The following is an 18777-nucleotide window of genomic DNA, read 5'->3' on the forward strand; positions in this document are numbered from 1 at the left end:
GACCGGGGGTCACTGCAGCCCTCAGGACTCTCACGCGGTCCGTTATCGCTCGACTCGATTAGCATAGGCAAGGCTGCCCTAACTTTGCAAGGGGTATTGTTCAACTTGTTCGCGACGGGGCGCGCACGGTGGCCGGCACAGTGATTTGTCAGCTTTCCGTACGACGGCCGGTAGTAAGCGGGAGTAGTCTGGTTTCGACGCTCAGGAGATGAACGAACTATGGCCAAACTGACACGGCTGGGGGATCTGGAACGGGCCGTCATGGACCATTTGTGGTCCACGCCCGAACCTCAGACGGTTCGCCAGGTCCATGAGGCGTTGTCGGCGCAGCGCGACCTGGCCTACACCACGATCATGACCGTGCTGCAGCGGCTGGCCAAGAAGAACCTGGTCTCCCAGATCCGCGACGACCGGGCGCACCGGTACGCCCCCGTGCACGGCCGCGACGAACTGGTCGCCGGCCTCATGGTGGACGCCCTCGCGCAGGCCGAGGACTCCGGGGGCCGGCAGGCCGCGCTGGTGCACTTCGTCGAGCGCGTCGGCGCCGACGAGGCCGAGGCACTGCGGCGCGCGCTCGCCGAACTGGAAGCCAATCAACGCAATAACTTGCCATCTGCTGGCGCGGGCCCGGAGGGCTGAGGGACACTAACAGTGTGTCCGCGCTGGCTTTCATCATTCTCGCGGTGCTACTGACCGGCCCGGTGCCGGCCCTGTTGGCACGCGCGCGCTGGCCGCTGCGCGCGCCACGCGCCGCGATGGTGTTGTGGCAAGCCGTCGCGCTGGCCGCGGTCCTGTCGGCGTTCAGCGCCGGGATCGCGATCGCCACCCGGCTGCTCATGCCCGGACCCGACGGGCGGCCCACGACCAGCATCCTCGGCGCCGCCGACCGGCTCGGCTGGCCGCTGTGGGCGGCCTACATCGGGGTCTTCGCGTTGACTGTGCTGGTCGGCGCCCGATTGGTGGTCGCCGTCGCCCGGGTGGGCATCGCCAATCGGAAGCGGCGCGCCCATCACCGCATGGTCGTCGACCTGGTCGGGGTCGGCCACGGCGCGGCCCTGTCCCAGTCCTGCACCCGCACGCGCGACCTTCGCGTGCTGGATGTCCCCCAACCGCTCGCCTACTGCCTACCGGGTGTGCGCAGCCGGGTGGTGGTCAGCGAAGGCACGCTGAGCACGCTCGCCGACGCCGAGGTCGCGGCCATCCTCACCCACGAACGGGCCCACCTGAGGGCGCGGCACGACCTGGTGCTGGAGGCGTTCACCGCTGTGCACGCGGCCTTCCCGCGGGTGGTCCGCAGCGCCAACGCGCTGGGTGCGGTGCAGCTTCTGGTCGAGTTGCTCGCCGACGACGCCGCGGTGCGTGCCGCCGGCCGCGCCCCGCTGGCCCGGGCGCTGGTCGCCTGCGCGTCGGGGCGGGCGCCGTCGGGCGCGCTCGCGGCGAGCGGTCCCAGCACGGTGCTGCGCGTGCGCCGGCTGGGCGGACGCGGCAACAGCGCCACGCTGTCGGCGGCCGCCTACCTGGCCGCGGCGGCGGTGTTCGTGGTCCCCACCATCGCGCTCGCCGTGCCCTGGCTCACCGAGCTGGAACGCCTGTTCAACCTCTGACGCCGCGCAGGGCCGATCACCCCGGGCGCGCTTGTCTGCGCTGTGCCACAGTGTCACCGAAAGCTTTTCGGAAATGTTCTCCCGATTGAGAGGCGAAGACATGAGTTCGTCGGACACCCAGGCGGGTTCCAAGACCGGCACCGCGCAGATTGGCGTCACGGGCCTGGCCGTGATGGGGTCGAACATCGCCCGCAATTTCGCCCGCCACGGCTACACCGTGGCGCTGCACAATCGGTCGATCGCCAAAACCGATGCGCTGCTCAAAGAGCACGGTGACGACGGCAACTTCGTGCGGTCGGAGACCATCGCCGAATTCCTCGACGCGCTGGAAAAGCCGCGCCGGGTGCTGATCATGGTCAAGGCCGGCGACCCGACGGACGCGGTGATCAACGAGCTGGCCGACGCCATGGAAGACGGCGACATCATCATCGACGGCGGCAACGCCCTCTACACCGACACCATCCGCCGGGAGAAGGCGATGCGCGAGCGCGGCCTGCACTTCGTCGGCGCCGGCATCTCCGGCGGCGAGGAGGGCGCGCTCAACGGCCCGTCGATCATGCCCGGCGGCCCGGCCGAGTCGTACAAGTCCCTCGGCCCCCTGCTCGAGGAGATCTCCGCGCACGTCGACGGGGTGCCGTGCTGCACCCACATCGGTCCCGACGGCGCCGGTCACTTCGTCAAGATGGTGCACAACGGCATCGAGTACTCCGACATGCAGCTGATCGGCGAGGCCTACCAGCTGCTGCGCGACGGGCTCGGCAAGACCGCCGGCGAGATCGCCGACGTGTTCGCCGAGTGGAACTCCGGCGACCTGGACAGCTACCTCATCGAGATCACCGCCGAGGTGCTCAAGCAGACCGACGCCAAGACCGGCAAGCCGCTCGTCGACCTGATCCTCGACGAGGCCGAGCAGAAGGGCACCGGCCGCTGGACGGTCAAATCGGCCCTCGACCTCGGCGTGCCGGTCACCGGCATCGCCGAGGCGGTCTTCGCCCGCGCGCTGTCGGGGTCGGTGACCCAGCGCAAGGCCACCACCGGACTGGCCTCCGGCGACCTCGGCGAAAAGCCTTCCGACGCAACACAGTTCACCGAGGACGTGCGCCGCGCGCTGTACGCGTCGAAGATCATCGCCTATGCGCAGGGCTTCAACCAGATCCAGGCCGGCAGCGCCGAGTACGACTGGGACATCACCCCCGGCGACATGGCCACCATCTGGCGCGGCGGCTGCATCATCCGGGCCAAGTTCCTCAACCGCATCAAAGAGGCCTTCGACGAGAACCCCGACCTGCCGACGCTGATCGTCGCCCCGTACTTCCGCGAGGCCATCGAGGCCTCGATCGACAGCTGGCGCCGCGTCGTGGTGACCGCCACCCGGTTGGGCATCCCGATCCCCGGCTTCGCCTCGGCGCTGTCCTACTACGACGCGCTGCGCACCGAGCGGCTGCCCGCCGCGCTGACCCAGGGGTTGCGGGACTTCTTCGGCGCGCACACCTACGGTCGCATCGATGACGACCCGGACAAGCGCTTCCACACGCTGTGGAGCGGCGATCGCACCGAAGTGCCCGCCTAACTGGGCCACACTGGAGGGCGTAAGGGGGTTCGAGTTGCGATGAGGTTCCTCGACGGGCACCGGCCCGGATACGACTTGACCTACAACGACGTCTTCATCATGCCCAACCGCTCGGAGGTCGCGTCGCGCTTCGACGTCGACCTGTCCACCGCGGACGGCTCGGGCACGACGATTCCGGTCGTCGTCGCCAACATGACGGCGGTGGCCGGCAAGCGGATGGCCGAGACGGTGGCCCGCCGCGGGGGGCTGGTGATCCTGCCGCAGGACCTGCCGATCACCGCGGTCGAGCAGACGGTCGAGTTCGTCAAGGGCCGCGACCTGGTTCTCGACACCCCGGTGGTGCTCGAGCCCGACGACTCGGTCTCCGATGCGATGGCGCTGATCCACAAGCGGGCGCACGGGGTCGCCGTCGTCGCGTTCGAGGGCCGTCCGCTGGGGCTGGTGAGCGAATCGTCCTACCTGGGCGTGGATCGGTTCACCCGGGTGCGCGACGTCGCGATGACCGACTTCGTCACCGCCCCGGTGGGCACCGAGCCCCGCAAGATCTTCGATCTGCTCGAGCAGGCCCCGGTCGGTGTCGCGGTCGTCACCAACGCCGACGGCACGCTCGCCGGCGTGCTGACCCGCACCGGCGCCATCCGCGCCGGCCTGTACACACCGGCCGTCGACGCGCGTGGCCGGCTGCGGGTGGGCGCGGCCGTCGGCATCAACGGCGACGTCGGGGCCAAGGCGCGGTCCCTGGTCGAGGCCGGAATCGATCTCCTGGTCATCGACACGGCCCACGGGCATCAGGTCAAGACGCTGGAGGCGATCCGCACGGTCGCGTCGCTCGACCTCGGCGTGCCGCTGGCGGCGGGCAACGTGGTCTCGGCCGAGGGCACCCGCGACCTGCTCGGCGCCGGGGCGAGCATCGTCAAGGTCGGCGTCGGCCCGGGCGCGATGTGCACCACCCGGATGATGACCGGAGTCGGGCGCCCGCAATTCTCAGCGATCGTCGAATGCGCTTCGGCGGCAAGGGAACTGGGTGGGCATGTGTGGGCCGACGGCGGCGTTCGTCATCCCCGGGATGTGGCGCTGGCGCTAGCCGCCGGCGCGTCCAACGTGATGATCGGGTCGTGGTTCGCCGGCACCTACGAGTCGCCCGGTGACCTGATGCGCGACCGCGAGGACCAGCCGTACAAGGAGAGCTACGGCATGGCGTCCAAGCGGGCCGTCGTCGCCCGCAGCGGCGCCGACACCGCGTTCGACCGCGCCCGCAAAGCGCTGTTCGAAGAGGGCATTTCGACGTCGCGGATGGGGCTGGACCCCGCCCGAGGCGGTGTCGAGGATCTGCTCGATCACATCACGTCGGGGGTACGCAGCACCTGCACCTACGTCGGCGCCGAGACCCTGGCCGAACTGTACGAACGGGTCGTGGTCGGGGTGCAGTCGACCGCGGGCTTCGCCGAGGGGCATCCCCTGCCGCTGGGGTGGTGACACGAGCGGGTAAGGCTAGCCTTGCCTAATAGAGCCTGCTAACCTTCTGCGCCATGACCCCCTCTTCCCCTACCGTCAGCGCCGAACTGCTGAGCATCCTGCGCGAGGACCTCAACGTCGACGCGTCCCGCCTGACCCCCGACGCCCGACTGGTCGACGACGTCGGGCTGGATTCCGTGGCCTTCGCGGTGGGCATGGTGGCCATCGAGGAACGGCTGGGTGTCTCGCTGTCCGAAGAGGAACTCCTCAACTGCGACACGGTCGGCGACCTGCAGGCCGCGATCGCCGCAAAACATCGCGATGAGTGAGCTGGCCGCGGCGCTGACGGACGCGATGCGCGGCGGCACCAGCGATCTGGTGGTCTTCGACCGCGAGGCCTCGGCCTGGCACCGCCATCCCTGGCCCGAGGTGCACGGGCTGGCCGAGAGCGTCGCCGCGTGGCTGCTGGACCGCGGCCGGCCGGCCGCCGTGGGGCTGGTCGGCGAACCCACCGTCGAGTTTGTCGCCGCCATCCAGGGTGCGTGGCTGACGGGCGCGAGCGTCTCGATCCTGCCCGGGCCGGTGCGCGGCGCCGAGGGCCGGCGGTGGGCCGAGGCGACACTGACCCGCTTCCGCGGCATCGGGGTGCGCGCCGTCCTGAGCCACGGCTCGTACCTGGACGGCCTGCAATCGCTGGATCCGGCGGGCCTCGACGAGGGCATGGTCGTCGAAGACGTTGGGCCCGCGGCACACACGGGCCGCTCCTGCGGCGACCTGCCGGCCCGCCCCGGCAACCCCGCGATCCTGCAGGGGACGGCGGGCTCGACCGGTTCGCCCAAGACCGCCGCCCTGTCGGCGCAGGCGGTGCTGGCCAACCTGCGCGGCCTCAACCAGCGCCTCTCGGTGACTCCCGCGGACGTCGGGTGCTCGTGGCTGCCGCTCTACCACGACATGGGTCTGTCCTTCTTGCTCGCGTCGTCGCTGGGGGGCATGTCGGTATGGCTTTCGCCCACTTCGGCTTTCACCGCCTCGCCGTTTCGATGGTTGAGCTGGCTGTCGGAAAGCCGCGCGACGATCACCGCGGCGCCGAACTTCGCCTACAACCTGGTCGGCAGGTACGCCCGGCGGGTCTCCGACGTCGACCTCGGCGCCGTGCGGGTGGCGATCAACGGTGGCGAGCCGGTCGACTGCGAGGGATTCGCGCGTTTCGCCGACGCGATGGGCCCGTTCGGGTTCGACGCCGGCGCCGCGACTCCGTCCTACGGGCTGGCGGAGTCGACGTGCGCGGTGAGCGTGCCCGCCCCGGGCACCGGGCTGCGGTTCGCCGACGTCACCGACGAGACTGGCGCGCGCCGCCACGCGGTGCTGGGCGAGGCGATCCCGGGTACCGAGATCCGGATCGCACCGCGCGACGACGCGCACGGCGACATCGGTGAGATCGAGATCCGCGGCGCCTCGATGATGGACGGCTACCTGGGGCACGACCCCGTCGACCGCGAGAGCTGGTTTCCCACCGGCGATCTCGGCTTCTTCGCCGACGGCGGCCTGGTGGTGTGCGGGCGGGCCAAGGAGCTCATCACCATCGCCGGACGCAACATCTTCCCGACCGAGATCGAGACGGTCGCCGCCGGTGTCCGCGGGGTGCGCGAAGGCGCCGTGGTGGCACTGGCCACCGGCGAACGTTCCGCGCGGCCCGGCCTGATCGTCGCCGCCGAATTCCGCGGGGCAGATCAGGCCGGCGCGCGCGCCGATGTCATTGCGCGCGTCGCCTCCGTGTGCGGCGTCGTTCCTTCCGACGTCATCTTCATGGCACCGGGGTCGTTGCCCCGAACCTCGTCGGGCAAACTGCGCCGCCTGGAAGTGCGGCGCTCTCTAGAGACGGTGGACTAAATGACGGCGCTGCCACAGACATCCCAGACCGACCTCGAGGCCTACCGGGGGCTGCTCGCCGACGCGTTCAACGAGCAAGTCCTGGCGTGGACGACGGACGCCGAAGCGCGGCAACAGTTTCCGCGTGAGCTGATCGAACACCTCGGAGCCCAGGGAGTTTTCAGCGAAAAATGGGGTGAGGGCCCGCTGCCCGACGTCGGCAAGCTGGTCGAGCTCGCCTTCGCCCTGGGTGCGTTGTCCTCGGCCGGCATCGGGGTGGGCGTCAGCCTGCATGACTCGGCCATCTCGGTGCTGCGCCGGTTCGGCAAGTCCGACTACCTGCGGGACATCTGCGAGCAGGCGATCCGCGGGCAGGCCGTGCTGTGCATCGGGGCCTCCGAGGAGTCCGGCGGCTCCGACCTGCAGATCGTCGAGACCGAGATCTCCTCCCGGGACGGGGGTTTCGACGTCCGCGGAATCAAGAAGTTCGTCTCGCTGTCCCCCATCGCCGATCACATCATGGTAGTGGCGCGCAGCGTCGACCACGACTCGTCGAGCAAGTACGGCAACGTCGCGCTGATCGCGGTGCCGACGGCCCAGGTCAGCGTCCAGCGGCCCTACAACAAGGTCGGAGCCGGGCCACTGGACACCGCCGCCGTGCACATCGACACCTGGGTTCCCGCCGACGCCCTGGTCGCGCGGGCCGGCACCGGGCTGGCGGCCATCAGCTGGGGGCTGGCCCACGAGCGGATGTCGATCGCCGGTCAGATCGCGGCGTCGTGTCAGCGGGCGATCGGAATCACCTTGGCCCGCATGATGACTCGACGCCAGTTCGGCCACACGCTGTTCGAACACCAGGCGTTGCGCTTGCGGATGGCCGATTTGCAGGCGCGCGTCGACCTGCTGCGGCACGGCCTGCACGGCATCGCGGCCCAGGGCCGGCTGGACCTGCGCGCGGCCGCCGGTGTCAAGGTGACCGCGGCCCGCCTCGGCGAGGAAGTGATGTCGGAATGCATGCACATCTTCGGCGGCGCGGGTTACCTCGTCGACGAGACGCCGTTGGGTGCGTGGTGGCGCGACATGAAGCTCGCCCGGGTCGGTGGCGGCACCGACGAAGTGCTGTGGGAGCTGGTCGCCGCCGGAATGGCGCCCGATTACAACGGCTATGCGTCCGTGGTCGGGGCTTCCAGCGCGTAGAGCGCCATGCGCCGGTTCGTCGTGTCGTGCTCGCCGAGGAACGCGCATCCGGCGTACTCGCACAGTCTGCGCGCGGCGGTATTGCGGTGATCGGGGTCGAACATGATCCGGCGGCACCGCGGCTCCGCCGCAAGGGCGCTGGCCACGATCCGGGGCAACAGCATCGGGCCCAAGCCCCGGTTCACCAGCTTCACGTCGGCGATGGCGGCGTGCAGCCCCAGATCGTACGGCTCGGCGTCGTAATAGCGAGAGATCAGATCCTTTGCGCCCCAATACAGTTCGAGGTAGGCGCAATCCTTGCCGCGCATGCTCCCGATCAACGGCAGGGAGTAGGTGCCATCGAGTTGGGCATCCAGATGCCGGCGCCAGCGCGTCGCCGGCCAGGCGTACTCCCACGCCTCGGCCAGGTGCGGGCGATTCATCCACTCGGACACCAGGTCCGCGTCCTCGAGCCGGGCGACGCGCAGCGCGAACGGGGCATCCAGCGAGGGCGTCGGCGGCCGCGGGATCTGTGCGACGTCGTCGGCGATGTCGAAGCGTTCGCGCGGCAGGATCTGGACGGGCGGCGTCTCCGGTGGGGCGTCGGGCATAGTGCGCAGAGCGTACCTGAGTAAGGGTAGCCATACCGTGGTTGCCCCCGGTCAGCGGGCGTTTCCGGCGCCACCCCGGACGTCGCCGCGAGCGGTCGGCGCCGTAGCGCCGCGAGCCGGGCTAGCATAAGGCAGCAAAGACGGACGAAACCGCGTCCGCCCGGCCCCCAGGCAGCGAAAGGATCGACGTGCCGCAGGCACCCGCGCAGGCCATCGGCTTGCCGGCGCACGGACCGTCGGACGAGCCGCCCGATGCGGAGCCTCCCCCGGCCACCGGCCCACCACCGTCGACCCGCGGGCGGCGCAATTCATGAACGTCACCGTCACCGTGATCAGCATTGTGGCGATCGCGGTGTTGATCTTCGGCAACGCCGTGTTCGTCGCCGCCGAATTCTCGCTGACCACCCTGGACCGCAGCGCCGTCGAGGCAAACGCCCGCGGCGGCGGCCGCCGCGACCGCTGGATCCGCCGCGCGCACCAGCGGCTGTCGTTTCAGTTGTCGGGCGCCCAGCTCGGGATCTCCGTCACGACGCTGGCCGCCGGATACCTGACCGATCCGATGGTGGAGGACCTCCCGCACCCGTGGCTGGACGCGCTCGACATCCCCGACCGCGTCGGCGACGCGATCATGGCCGCCGTGGTGCTGGTGATCGTGACGTCGGTGTCGATGGTCTTCGGCGAACTCGTCCCCAAATACCTGGCGGTGGCGCGACCGCTGTCCACCGCCCGCGCCGTCGTGGGTGCGCAGGTGTTGTTCTCGCTGCTGCTGACCCCGGCGATCCGGTTGACCAACGGCGCGGCGAACTGGATCGTGCGCCGGCTGGGCATCGAACCCGCCGAGGAGCTGCGGTCCGCCCGGTCCCCGCAGGAGCTGTTGTCACTCGTACGTTCGTCGGCGCGCAGCGGCGCCCTCGACGCCCCGACGGCGGCCCTGGTGCGGCGATCGCTGCAGTTCGGCACCCTCAGCGCCGAGGAGTTGATGACGCCCCGGTCCAAGATCGTGGCGCTGCAGACCGACGACACGGTCGCCGACCTGGTGACCGCGGCCGCCGAGTCCGGGTTCTCCCGCTTCCCCATCGTCGACGGCGACCTCGACGAGACCGTCGGCATCGTGCACGTCAAACAGGTCTTCGCGATCCCGCGGGCCGACCGCGGCCGCACGCTGCTCACGACGGTGGCGCAACCCGTCGCGGTGGTGCCGTCCACGCTCGACGGTGATGCGGTGATGGCCGAAATCCGGGCCAACAGCCTGCAAACCGCGCTCGTCGTCGACGAATACGGCGGCACCGCGGGCATGGTGACCGTCGAGGACTTGATCGAAGAGATCGTGGGTGATGTCCGCGACGAGCACGACGACGCCACTCCCGATGTAGTGCCCGCCGGCACCGGCTGGCGGGTGTCGGGGCTGTTGCGCATCGACGAGGTGGCCACGGCTACGGGCTTCCGGGCGCCCGAAGGTCCCTACGAGACGATCGGCGGGTTGGTGCTGCGCGAGATCGGTCACATCCCGGTGGCCGGTGAAACCGTGAAGCTTCCCGCCCTGGACGCCGACGGGTTGCTGGACGCGGTGACGCGCTGGCAGGCGCGGGTCATCCGGATGGACGGCCGCCGCATCGACGTGCTCGAGCTCACCGAGCTGAGTGGTCACGGCGACGGTCCCGCGGCGGAGGGACACCGATGAGCGACACCATGGGCGTGCTGCTGGCGTGCCTGCTGATCGCGGTGAACGCCTTCTTCGTCGGGGCGGAGTTCTCGCTGATCTCGGCGCGGCGCGACCGCCTCGAAGCGCTGGCCGAACAGGGCAAAGCGGCCGCCGTCGCGGTGATCCGCGCCGGGGAGCAGCTGCCGTCCATGCTGGCCGGCGCGCAGCTGGGCGTCACGGCGGCGTCGCTGCTGCTCGGTCGCATCGGTGAGTCGGCGGTCTCGGAGCTGCTGCGAACGGCGCTCGGGCTGACCGCGATTCACCCGGCGCTGCTGCATACGTTGTCCTTGGCGGTCGCGCTGGTCATCGTGGTGACCCTGCACGTGCTGCTGGGCGAGATGGTGCCCAAGAACATCGCGTTGGCCGGCCCCGAGCGCACCGCGATGCTGCTGGTCCCCCCGTATCTGGCCTACGTGCGGGCGGCCCGGCCGTTCATCGTGTTCTACGACAAGTGCGCCAGCGCGGTGGTGCGCGCGCTCGGGGTCGAGCGCAAGGAGGAGCTGGAGATCACGGTCTCCCCCGTCGAGCTGAGCGAGATGATCGCCGAGTCCGCGTCCGAAGGGCTGCTGGACCAGGAGGAGGGCACCCGGCTGGCGCGGGCGCTGCAGATCCGCCACCGGGTGGTCGGCGACGTGGCGGTGCCCCTGTCCGGGGTGCGCGCCGTGCCGGTGGCCGGCGCGGGCAAAGGCCCGACGGTCGGCGCGGTCGAGGACGCCTTGGCCCAGAGCGGCTACTCCCGCTTCCCCGTGGCGAACGTCGACGGCAGTTTCGTCGGTTACCTGCACATCAAGGACGTGCTGACGCTCGACGACGATCCGCGAACGGTGATCGACCTGGCAAAGGTGCGGCCCCTGCCGGGGCTGCCGCGGTCGCTGCCGCTGGCCGATGCGTTGTCGCGGCTGCGCCGCAACAACAGCCACCTGGCGCTGGTCACTGACGAGAGCGGCGCCGTGGTGGCCATGGTGGCGATGGAAGACCTGGTCGAAGACTTCGTCGGGACCATGCGCGAGGCGTAGCGACACTGGCCGGCGGGCCGGTCCGCGCACAGCCCGTATGATCTTTCACGGCTACCAGTCAAGAAAGTGCTGGAGGGCGCTAGCGGGCCGACGAGGACCCAAGCGCCGCCTGCCCGCGGAATGTGCGTTGCTGGAAACAGATTTCGGTGCCCACCGCAGCATCATTCTTGGGGCTGTCAGCGTCTCCTGACCTGCTATGGCAGGTCAGCGAATAACGCTCGCCAGGCTGGGCTCGGTAGGCTGATGACATTGCCATTCTGGGTCACCTGGGCCTTTGGCCCAGGAGGTCCGGGGCGGCCCATGACGGAGGAGAATCATGACTGATCGCGTGTCGGCGGGGAACTTGCGCGTCGCCCGGGTGCTGTACGACTTCGTGAACGAAGAGGCCTTGCCCGGCACCGATATCGACCCGGACAGCTTCTGGGCCGGCGTCGACAAGGTCGTCACCGACCTCACCCCGAAGAACCAGGATCTGCTGCGCCGGCGCGACGAGCTGCAGGCCCAGATCGACAAGTGGCACCGGCAGCGGGTCATCGAGCCGCTCGACATCGACGCCTACCGCGAGTTCCTCACCGAAATCGGTTACCTGCTGCCCGAACCCGCGGACTTCACGATCACCACCTCGGGCGTCGACGACGAGATCACCACGACCGCCGGCCCGCAGCTGGTGGTGCCGGTGCTCAACGCCCGGTTCGCGCTCAACGCCGCCAACGCCCGGTGGGGTTCGCTGTACGACGCCCTGTACGGCACCGACGTCATCGCAGAGGACGACGGGGCCGAGAAGGGGTCGAGCTACAACAAGGTGCGCGGCGACAAGGTCATCGCGTACGCGCGCAAGTTCCTGGACGAGGCCGTGCCGCTGGAGTCCGGCTCGTGGGCCGACGCGACCGGCCTGTCCGTCGAGGACGGCCAGTTGAAGGTCGCGACCGCCGAGGGCTCCGCCGCCCTGGCCGACCCGGACAAGTTCGCCGGCTACACCGGCGAGCTCGGCTCCCCCAGCTGGTCGGTGTTGCTGGTCAACCACGGCCTGCACATCGAGATCCTCATCGACCCCGACTCGCCGATCGGCAAGACCGACGCCGCCGGCATCAAGGACGTGATCCTGGAATCGGCCGTCACCACGATCATGGACTTCGAGGACTCGGTGGCCGCCGTCGACGCCGACGACAAGGTGCTCGGCTACCGCAACTGGCTCGGCCTGAACAAGGGCGACCTGTCCGAGGACGTCGACAAGGACGGCAAGACCTTCACCCGGGTGCTCAACGAGGACCGCACCTACACGACGCCCGATGGCGAGGGCGAGCTGACCCTGCCGGGCCGCAGCCTGCTGTTCGTCCGCAACGTCGGTCACCTGATGACCAACGACGCCATTGTGTGGAGCGAAGGCGACGAAGAAAAAGAGGTGTTCGAGGGCATCATGGATGCGCTGTTCACCGGGCTGACCGCGATCCACGGCCTCAAGACCACCGACGCCAACGGGCCACTGGCCAACAGCCGCACCGGGTCCATCTACATCGTCAAGCCCAAGATGCACGGACCCGACGAGGTCGCCTTCACCTGCGAGCTGTTCAGCCGCGTCGAGGACGTCCTCGGCCTGCCCCAGGGCACCCTCAAGGTCGGCATCATGGACGAGGAGCGGCGCACCACCGTCAACCTCAAGGCCTGCATCAAGGCCGCGGCCGACCGGGTCGTGTTCATCAACACCGGCTTCCTCGACCGCACCGGCGACGAGATCCACACCTCGATGGAAGCCGGTCCGATGATCCGCAAGGGCGCGATGAAGAGCACCGCCTGGATCAAGGCCTACGAGGACGCCAACGTCGACATCGGCCTGGCCGCCGGCTTCAAGGGCAAGGCGCAGATCGGCAAGGGTATGTGGGCCATGACCGAACTGATGGCCGACATGGTCGAGCAAAAGATCGGCCAGCCGAAGGCCGGCGCGACCACCGCGTGGGTGCCCTCGCCGACGGCGGCCACCCTGCACGCGATGCACTACCACTACGTGGACGTGGGCGCCGTGCAGGAGGAGCTGGCGGGCAAGAAGCGCACCAACATCGACGAGTTGCTGACCATCCCGCTGGCCAAGGAACTGGCCTGGGCCTCCGAGGAGATCCGCGAGGAGGTCGACAACAACTGCCAGTCCATCCTCGGCTACGTGGTCCGCTGGGTCGCGCAGGGCGTGGGCTGCTCGAAGGTGCCCGACATCCACGACGTGGCGCTCATGGAAGACCGTGCGACGCTGCGGATTTCGAGCCAGCTGCTGGCGAACTGGCTGCGCCACGGTGTGATCACCGAGGAGGACGTGCGGGCCAGCCTGGAGCGGATGGCCCCGCTGGTGGACGAGCAGAACGCCAAGGATGCGGCGTATCTGCCGATGGCGCCCAACTTCGACGACAGCATCGCTTTCCTGGCGGCGCAGGACCTCATCCTGACCGGAACGCAGCAGCCCAACGGCTACACCGAGCCGATCCTGCACCGCCGTCGGCGCGAGGCCAAGGCGCGCGCCGCGCAGTCGGATTGAGCCTGCGCTCAAATCGGGTTCGCACGTGTAATAGTGCCGCGGATGACTAAAATCGGCGGCGAGTTCATTCGGATGGATCGACGGAAAGGCCGCGGGCACTGCTATGGGTAGGCACAGTGCGCCCGACCCTGACGACTCCCTCGACGAGCCTTCTCGCGACGATGTGGTCGACGAGCCGTCCCGGGGTGAAGACGCAGGACATCAGCAGCGGGATGCCGGCGCCGACGAGGCGGCCGAGTACTACTCGGACGCCGATGACTACGCGGACGAGGACTACTACTCCGACGAACGTCACTACGCCGACGACGATGAGCCCTACGCCGACGACGAGCCGTACGCCGCGGGCGACGCGTTCGCCGACAGCACCGCCGACGAATACCCGGAGTTTCCGCCGCGCCAGGGCGGTCCGGCGGGTTCGGAGCCACCGGCCGAATCCCCCTCGCTCTTTCGCGGCGGGCATCGGGGGCTCGCCGACCGCCTGGGCGGTCATCGCAGCGAGGGCGGACGCCGGGGCGTCAGCATCGGTGTGATCGTCGCACTGATCGCCGTCGTCGTGGTGGTGGGCTCGGTGATCCTGTGGAGCTTCTTCGGCGACGCGCTGTCCAAGCGGTCACACAAGGCGGCCGGCCGCTGTGTGGGAGGTCAAGAGGCCGTCGCCGTCGTCGCCGACCCCTCGATCGCCACTGCCGTTCAGGAATTCGCGGAAAGCTACAACAAATCGGCGGGACCGATCGGCGACCGCTGCATGGTGGTCAACGTCAAGCCGGCCGACTCCGACGCCGTGCTCAACGGCTTCATCGGCAAGTGGCCCGCGGAACTGGGCGGCCAGCCGGCACTGTGGATCCCCGGTAGCTCGATCTCCGCCGCACGGCTGGCGGGAGCCACGGCCCAGAAAACCATCAGCGAGAGCCACTCACTGGCCAGTTCCCCGGTGGTGCTTGCCGTGCGTCCCGAACTGGCGCCCGCCCTCGCCAAGCAGAACTGGGCGGCGCTGCCCGGGCTGCAGACCAACCCGAATGCGTTGGCCGGGTTGAACTTACCCGCGTGGGGCTCGCTGCGGCTGGCGCTGCCGACGGGCGGCAACGGGGACGCCTCGTTCCTCGCCGGCGAGGCGGTGGCGGCCGCGTCCGTACCCCCGGGCGCCCCGGTGACGCAGGGCACCGGCGCGGTGCACACCCTGCTGAGCGCGCAACCCAAACTCGCCGACAACTCGTTGACCGAGGCGATGAACACGCTGCTGAAGCCCGGGGACGCGGCGACCGCGCCGGTGCACGCGGTGATCACCACCGAACAGCAGCTGTTCCAGCGCGGCCAGTCCCTGCCAGACGCCAAGAGCGCCTTGGCTTCCTGGCTTCCGCCCGGCCCCGCGCCGGTGGCCGACTACCCCACCGTGCTGCTCAGCGGTTCGTGGCTCACCCGCGAACAGGCCTCGGCAGCCAGCGAGTTCTCCCGTTTCATGCACAAGCCCGACCAGCTGGCCAAGCTGGCCAAGGCGGGCTTCCGGGTCAACGGGGAGAAAACCCCCAGCAGCCCGGTCACCACGTTCCCGGCGCTGCCGTCGACGCTGTCGGTCGGCGACGACCCGATGCGCGCCACCCTTGCCGAGGCCATGGCCGCCCCGGCGACCGGACAGGCCACGACCATCATGCTCGACCAGTCGATGCCCGGCCAGGAAGGCGCAAAGTCCCGGCTGGCGAATGTGATTGGGACGCTTCAGGACCGGATCAAAACCCTGCCGCCCACCGCCGTCGTCGGGCTGTGGACGTTCGACGGCCACGAGGGCCGCTCCGAGGTCGCGAGCGGGCCGCTGGCCGATCCCGTCGGTGGCCAGCCGCGCTCGGCGGCGCTGTCGGCCGCACTGGACAAACAGTATTCGTCGGGCGGTGGCGCGGTGTCGTTCACCACGCTGCGCATGATCTACCAAGACATGCAGGCCAACTACCATGCCGGCCAAACCAATTCGCTTCTGGTGATCACCGCCGGCCCGCACACCGACCAGTCCTTGGACGGCCCGGGGCTGCAGGATTTCATTCGCAAGAGCATTGACCCGGCCAAGCCGATCGCGGTGAACGTCATCAATTTCGGCGCCGATCCGGACCGATCGACCTGGGAAGCGGTCGCCCAGCTCAGCGGCGGCAGCTATCAGAACATCGCCTCCTCGGCGTCGCCCGAGCTCGCGACGGCGGTCAACGCGTTCTTGAGCTGAAGGCCGACCCGACGCCACCGCGCGGCGTCGTCGGCCAGTGATAGATCCCAGGCTCGGATCTACCGCGATCGACGGCATCAAGCCACGGAAAACGTGGAAAATTGCGGCCGCCACCTATCCAATCCCGGTCGGCTGTGCCACACTCTGTGATAGAACAAACCGTTCTTTCTATCAATGGTGATCTAGGAAGACGCAGCGCAAAGATGTCCTCGGCACAACTGGACGCCGCCGCGACGCCGGCGTTGCGCCCGCTCGGACCCGGTTCGGCCACCTGGCGGCGCGGGATCGACTGGCGCGCCCTGCTCGGCAGCCGTGCGGCGCTGCTGCTGGAAGTGGCCCACCCGGTCGTGGGCGCCGGCGTGATCGATCACTCGGAGTTCCTGAGGGACAGGTGGGGCCGCATCTCGCGGACCTTGGCCGCGATGCGCCGCTACACCGGCTTCCACGGACCACAGGCCGCCATCGACGAGGGGCAGCGATTGCGCGACCTGCATCGCCACATCTCCGGCGTCGATGCGCTCGGACGTAGCTATCACGCGCTCAACGCCGACGCCTATCTGTGGGTGCATGCGGTCGCCTATGCGAGCGCCGCCGACGTCCGCCGGGTGTTCGGCGGGGTGCTCGACGACGGCGGTGAGGACGCGCTCTTTCGTGAATGGCGCGACGTCGCCGCGATCTTGCGCGTCCCCGAGCGGGTCATCCCGCACACGCGCGGCGAGTTCTGGGCCTACTACCACGAGACCGTCGAGCACCGCCTCGAACGCAACGCCGCAACCGAGCTTCTGCTCGAACTCGACCGCCATCCGATGCCGGCACCGCCGACGCTGCGTGTGCCGCAACTGATGTGGAACTCGGCCGCGATCCCGCTCGCCGCGTTGCTGAGGTTGACCACCGCCGGCTTGCTGCCCGACATCGCCCGGGCCCGGCTTCGCGTCGAATGGTCCGCCGAACGCGAGCAACGGTTCCAGCGCACCGTGAGCGTGGTGCGTGCGCTGGACAGGGCGCTGCCCGACCGCATTCGCTACCCCGCCGCACACCGCACCGAAACTCGTTGAGCGCTTGGCCAACCCAGGAAGGCACACCATGGCCCATCCCCTGCCCACCGATCCGGAGGACGTTCCGGGCCGGTTCGAGCGGCGCGCCCGCCGGGCGGACACGGATTCCGCCGACACATCGTTTCTCGCCGAGGAGATCTCGCCGTGGCTGTCCCCCGCCTACGGCGCGGCGAATGTCGTGATGCAGCTGGCGAATTCCGGCGTGGCCTACGGCGTGATGGAAAGCAAGGTCGACAGCGGCAACCTGTACAAGCACCCCTTCAAGCGGGCCCGCACCACCTTCACCTACATCGCCGTGGCCATCGCCGGTAACGCCCAGGATCGCCGGGTGTACCGGGAGGCCGTCAACGCCGCACACGCCCAGGTGCGCTCCGGGCCGCAAAGCCCGGTGCGTTACAACGCCTTCGACCCGGGACTACAACTCTGGGTCGCCTCCTGCATGGCCGCGGTGTTCGAGGACACCCGCAGGCTGCGGGGCGGCCGTTCCCGACGCGACCCCGAAACCGTGCACCGGGCGGCGTCGGTTTTCGCCACCACACTGCAGGTGCCGCCCGAAATGTGGCCCGCCGACCGGGAGGCCGCCGACCGCTACTGGCAGGAGCAGCTCGGTCGGCTCGAGTTCGACGACCGCATGCGCAGCTACCTGATCGGCATCGCGCGCCTGAATTTTCTGCCCGCCCCCATTTCGGCCGTGTTCGGCGGCTGGAATCTCTTCATGACGCTGGGATACCTGCCGCCGCAGCTGCGCGAAAAACTCGGGTTCGAGTGGTCGGCCGCGCAGCAACGCCGATTCGACCGCTGGCAACGCCTCTTCGGGGTGTTGGACCTGTTCACGCCGCGGTTCTTGACGCGCCTCGGCGTGCAGGCGGTGGTATGGGACATGCGACTGCGGCACCGCATCGGGGCAACCGTCGTGTGATGACCTACCGAGGCGCACAAGGAGGAAGGGTATGACGACGACAAGCCGAATCGAGCGGCGCGGCAACGCTTCCGCGGCGACGTTCGTGCCGCCCGAAACGGAATGGAATTCCGCGCACCGGGCATTGGCCAACGACGTCAGGTGGTTCGCGGGGTCGCCGCTGGCGGCGGCATTCGGCCGCCTGGCCCTCGACCAGGTGGCGCACCGCGAAATCGCGGCCGCGGTGGATCGCAGCGGGCGCTTCGCCGAGAACTTCACCGACCGCGGGATCCGCAGCGCCGCGTTCACCGCCCTCGCCGCCTTCGGCGACAGCTCGGACGTGCGGGCGTCGCGCGCCGATCTCAAACGGTTGCACCGCGACGTCCGCGGCACGGGCAAGGATTCGTTCAGCGACACCCGCTACAGCGCGCTCAAGCCCGAGGTGTGGACGTGGGTGGCCGTGAGCGGGCTCAACCTGTTGTATCAGGGTTATCTGCGGGTGTGCGGGCGCCGCCTCACCCTGGCCGAGCAGGAAGTCGTCTACCAGACGCTGCGCTCCGAACTGCAGTTTCTGGAGCTGCCCAGCAAGCAGGGGAAGCTCCCGGCGACCCTGCACGACATGCTCGAGTACTACAACTCTGTCGCGGCGAAAGACTTGGCCGACAACGACTTTCTGCAATTCGCCAATCGCAGCTTCGTCGCCCCGCCCATCCCGAAGCTGCTGGTTTCCCGGCAGATGCGACCCGTGCTGCAACTGGTCTGGCCGGTGCTGACCACCCTCGCGTCGCGCCCGGTTGTCGTCTGTTCGGCCGCCGTCGCCCACCCCACGATGCGCCGGCTGCTCGGGGTGCGGTGGGGCGCCCGCGAGCAGGTCGAGTTCGTCGTCTACGTCGCCGCGTTGCAGATGGGTTGGCGTTGGTTGCCGCGCCGGCTCACGCTAGAACCGCTGGCCTACAACCGCTACCAATACGAGCGGCTCCGCGACCGCTACCGATCGGTGCTGCTGGATTCCTTCGCGGCGCCGAGCGCGACCTGAGCCGCACACCCCATTTGTCGGCGGTGCCGGCAACACACCCGCAGCCGCGCGGCGCCCA

Annotated in this window: 15 protein-coding genes; 14 read left to right on the plus strand and 1 reads right to left on the minus strand. The window is 69.4% G+C overall.

Annotated features, from left to right (window positions below):
- Window positions 1-219 precede the first annotated feature (219 nt).
- The 7 genes from G6N26_RS04480 (at window position 220) to mbtN (ending at window position 7695) form a co-directional block, all read left to right on the plus strand.
- Window positions 220-639, plus strand: coding sequence for a BlaI/MecI/CopY family transcriptional regulator (locus tag G6N26_RS04480; protein WP_067175634.1), 420 nt, complete (start codon window positions 220-222; stop codon window positions 637-639).
- 14 nt (window positions 640-653) lie between these two features.
- Window positions 654-1604 carry a M56 family metallopeptidase gene (locus G6N26_RS04485; protein ID WP_083019632.1) on the plus strand — a complete coding sequence of 317 codons (951 nt, stop codon included), beginning with the start codon at window positions 654-656 and terminating at the stop codon, window positions 1602-1604.
- 100 nt (window positions 1605-1704) lie between these two features.
- Window positions 1705-3174: an NADP-dependent phosphogluconate dehydrogenase gene (gndA, locus tag G6N26_RS04490; RefSeq protein WP_067175640.1), complete on the plus strand. Its 1470-nt coding sequence runs from the start codon at window positions 1705-1707 to the stop codon at window positions 3172-3174.
- Between the two features lie 39 nt (window positions 3175-3213).
- Window positions 3214-4650 carry a GuaB1 family IMP dehydrogenase-related protein gene (locus G6N26_RS04495; protein ID WP_083019634.1) on the plus strand — a complete coding sequence of 479 codons (1437 nt, stop codon included), beginning with the start codon at window positions 3214-3216 and terminating at the stop codon, window positions 4648-4650.
- A 53-nt stretch (window positions 4651-4703) separates the two neighbouring features.
- On the plus strand, window positions 4704-4958 hold the full coding sequence (locus tag G6N26_RS04500; protein ID WP_064943034.1) for an acyl carrier protein: 255 nt from the start codon (window positions 4704-4706) through the stop codon (window positions 4956-4958).
- The gene (gene mbtM / locus G6N26_RS04505) at window positions 4951-6519 is read left to right on the plus strand and encodes a long-chain-fatty acid--ACP ligase MbtM (protein WP_083019636.1); all 1569 of its coding nucleotides are present in this window, start codon (window positions 4951-4953) and stop codon (window positions 6517-6519) included. The genes G6N26_RS04500 and mbtM overlap by 8 nt, the downstream gene beginning before the upstream one ends.
- Window positions 6520-7695, plus strand: coding sequence for a mycobactin biosynthesis acyl-ACP dehydrogenase MbtN (gene mbtN, locus G6N26_RS04510; RefSeq protein ID WP_083019638.1), 1176 nt, complete (start codon window positions 6520-6522; stop codon window positions 7693-7695).
- Here the strand turns inward: mbtN and G6N26_RS04515 are convergent.
- Window positions 7662-8285 (minus strand): GNAT family N-acetyltransferase, encoded by a 624-nt coding sequence (locus G6N26_RS04515; protein WP_067165957.1) that lies wholly within the window; start codon window positions 8283-8285, stop codon window positions 7662-7664. The two genes, mbtN and G6N26_RS04515, sit on opposite strands and share 34 nt — an antisense overlap.
- A 310-nt stretch (window positions 8286-8595) precedes the next feature.
- Here G6N26_RS04515 and G6N26_RS04520 point away from each other — a divergent pair, with 310 nt between their 5' ends.
- The 7 genes from G6N26_RS04520 to G6N26_RS04550 all read left to right on the plus strand — a co-directional run bounded on the left by G6N26_RS04520 (window position 8596) and on the right by G6N26_RS04550 (window position 18719).
- Window positions 8596-9966: a hemolysin family protein gene (locus G6N26_RS04520; protein WP_067165961.1), complete on the plus strand. Its 1371-nt coding sequence runs from the start codon at window positions 8596-8598 to the stop codon at window positions 9964-9966.
- The gene (locus G6N26_RS04525; protein WP_067165965.1) at window positions 9963-11003 is read left to right on the plus strand and encodes a hemolysin family protein; all 1041 of its coding nucleotides are present in this window, start codon (window positions 9963-9965) and stop codon (window positions 11001-11003) included. Before G6N26_RS04520 ends, G6N26_RS04525 begins: the two co-directional genes overlap by 4 nt.
- 316 nt (window positions 11004-11319) lie before the next feature.
- Window positions 11320-13524: a malate synthase G gene (locus G6N26_RS04530; protein ID WP_083019640.1), complete on the plus strand. Its 2205-nt coding sequence runs from the start codon at window positions 11320-11322 to the stop codon at window positions 13522-13524.
- Between the two features lie 103 nt (window positions 13525-13627).
- Entirely contained in the window at window positions 13628-15730 is a 2103-nt protein-coding gene (locus G6N26_RS04535; RefSeq protein WP_083019642.1) for a substrate-binding domain-containing protein, read from the plus strand.
- Between the two features lie 203 nt (window positions 15731-15933).
- A complete protein-coding gene (locus G6N26_RS04540) occupies window positions 15934-16785 on the plus strand; it encodes an oxygenase MpaB family protein (protein ID WP_083019644.1) in 852 nt (283 codons plus the stop codon).
- A 28-nt stretch (window positions 16786-16813) separates the two neighbouring features.
- Window positions 16814-17704 (plus strand): oxygenase MpaB family protein, encoded by an 891-nt coding sequence (locus G6N26_RS04545; protein WP_067168347.1) that lies wholly within the window; start codon window positions 16814-16816, stop codon window positions 17702-17704.
- Window positions 17705-17735: 31 nt separating this feature from the next.
- Entirely contained in the window at window positions 17736-18719 is a 984-nt protein-coding gene (locus G6N26_RS04550; protein ID WP_083019646.1) for an oxygenase MpaB family protein, read from the plus strand.
- Window positions 18720-18777 lie beyond the last annotated feature (58 nt).

Source organism: Mycobacterium marseillense, from assembly GCF_010731675.1.
Taxonomy (GTDB): Bacteria; Actinomycetota; Actinomycetes; order Mycobacteriales; family Mycobacteriaceae; genus Mycobacterium; species Mycobacterium marseillense.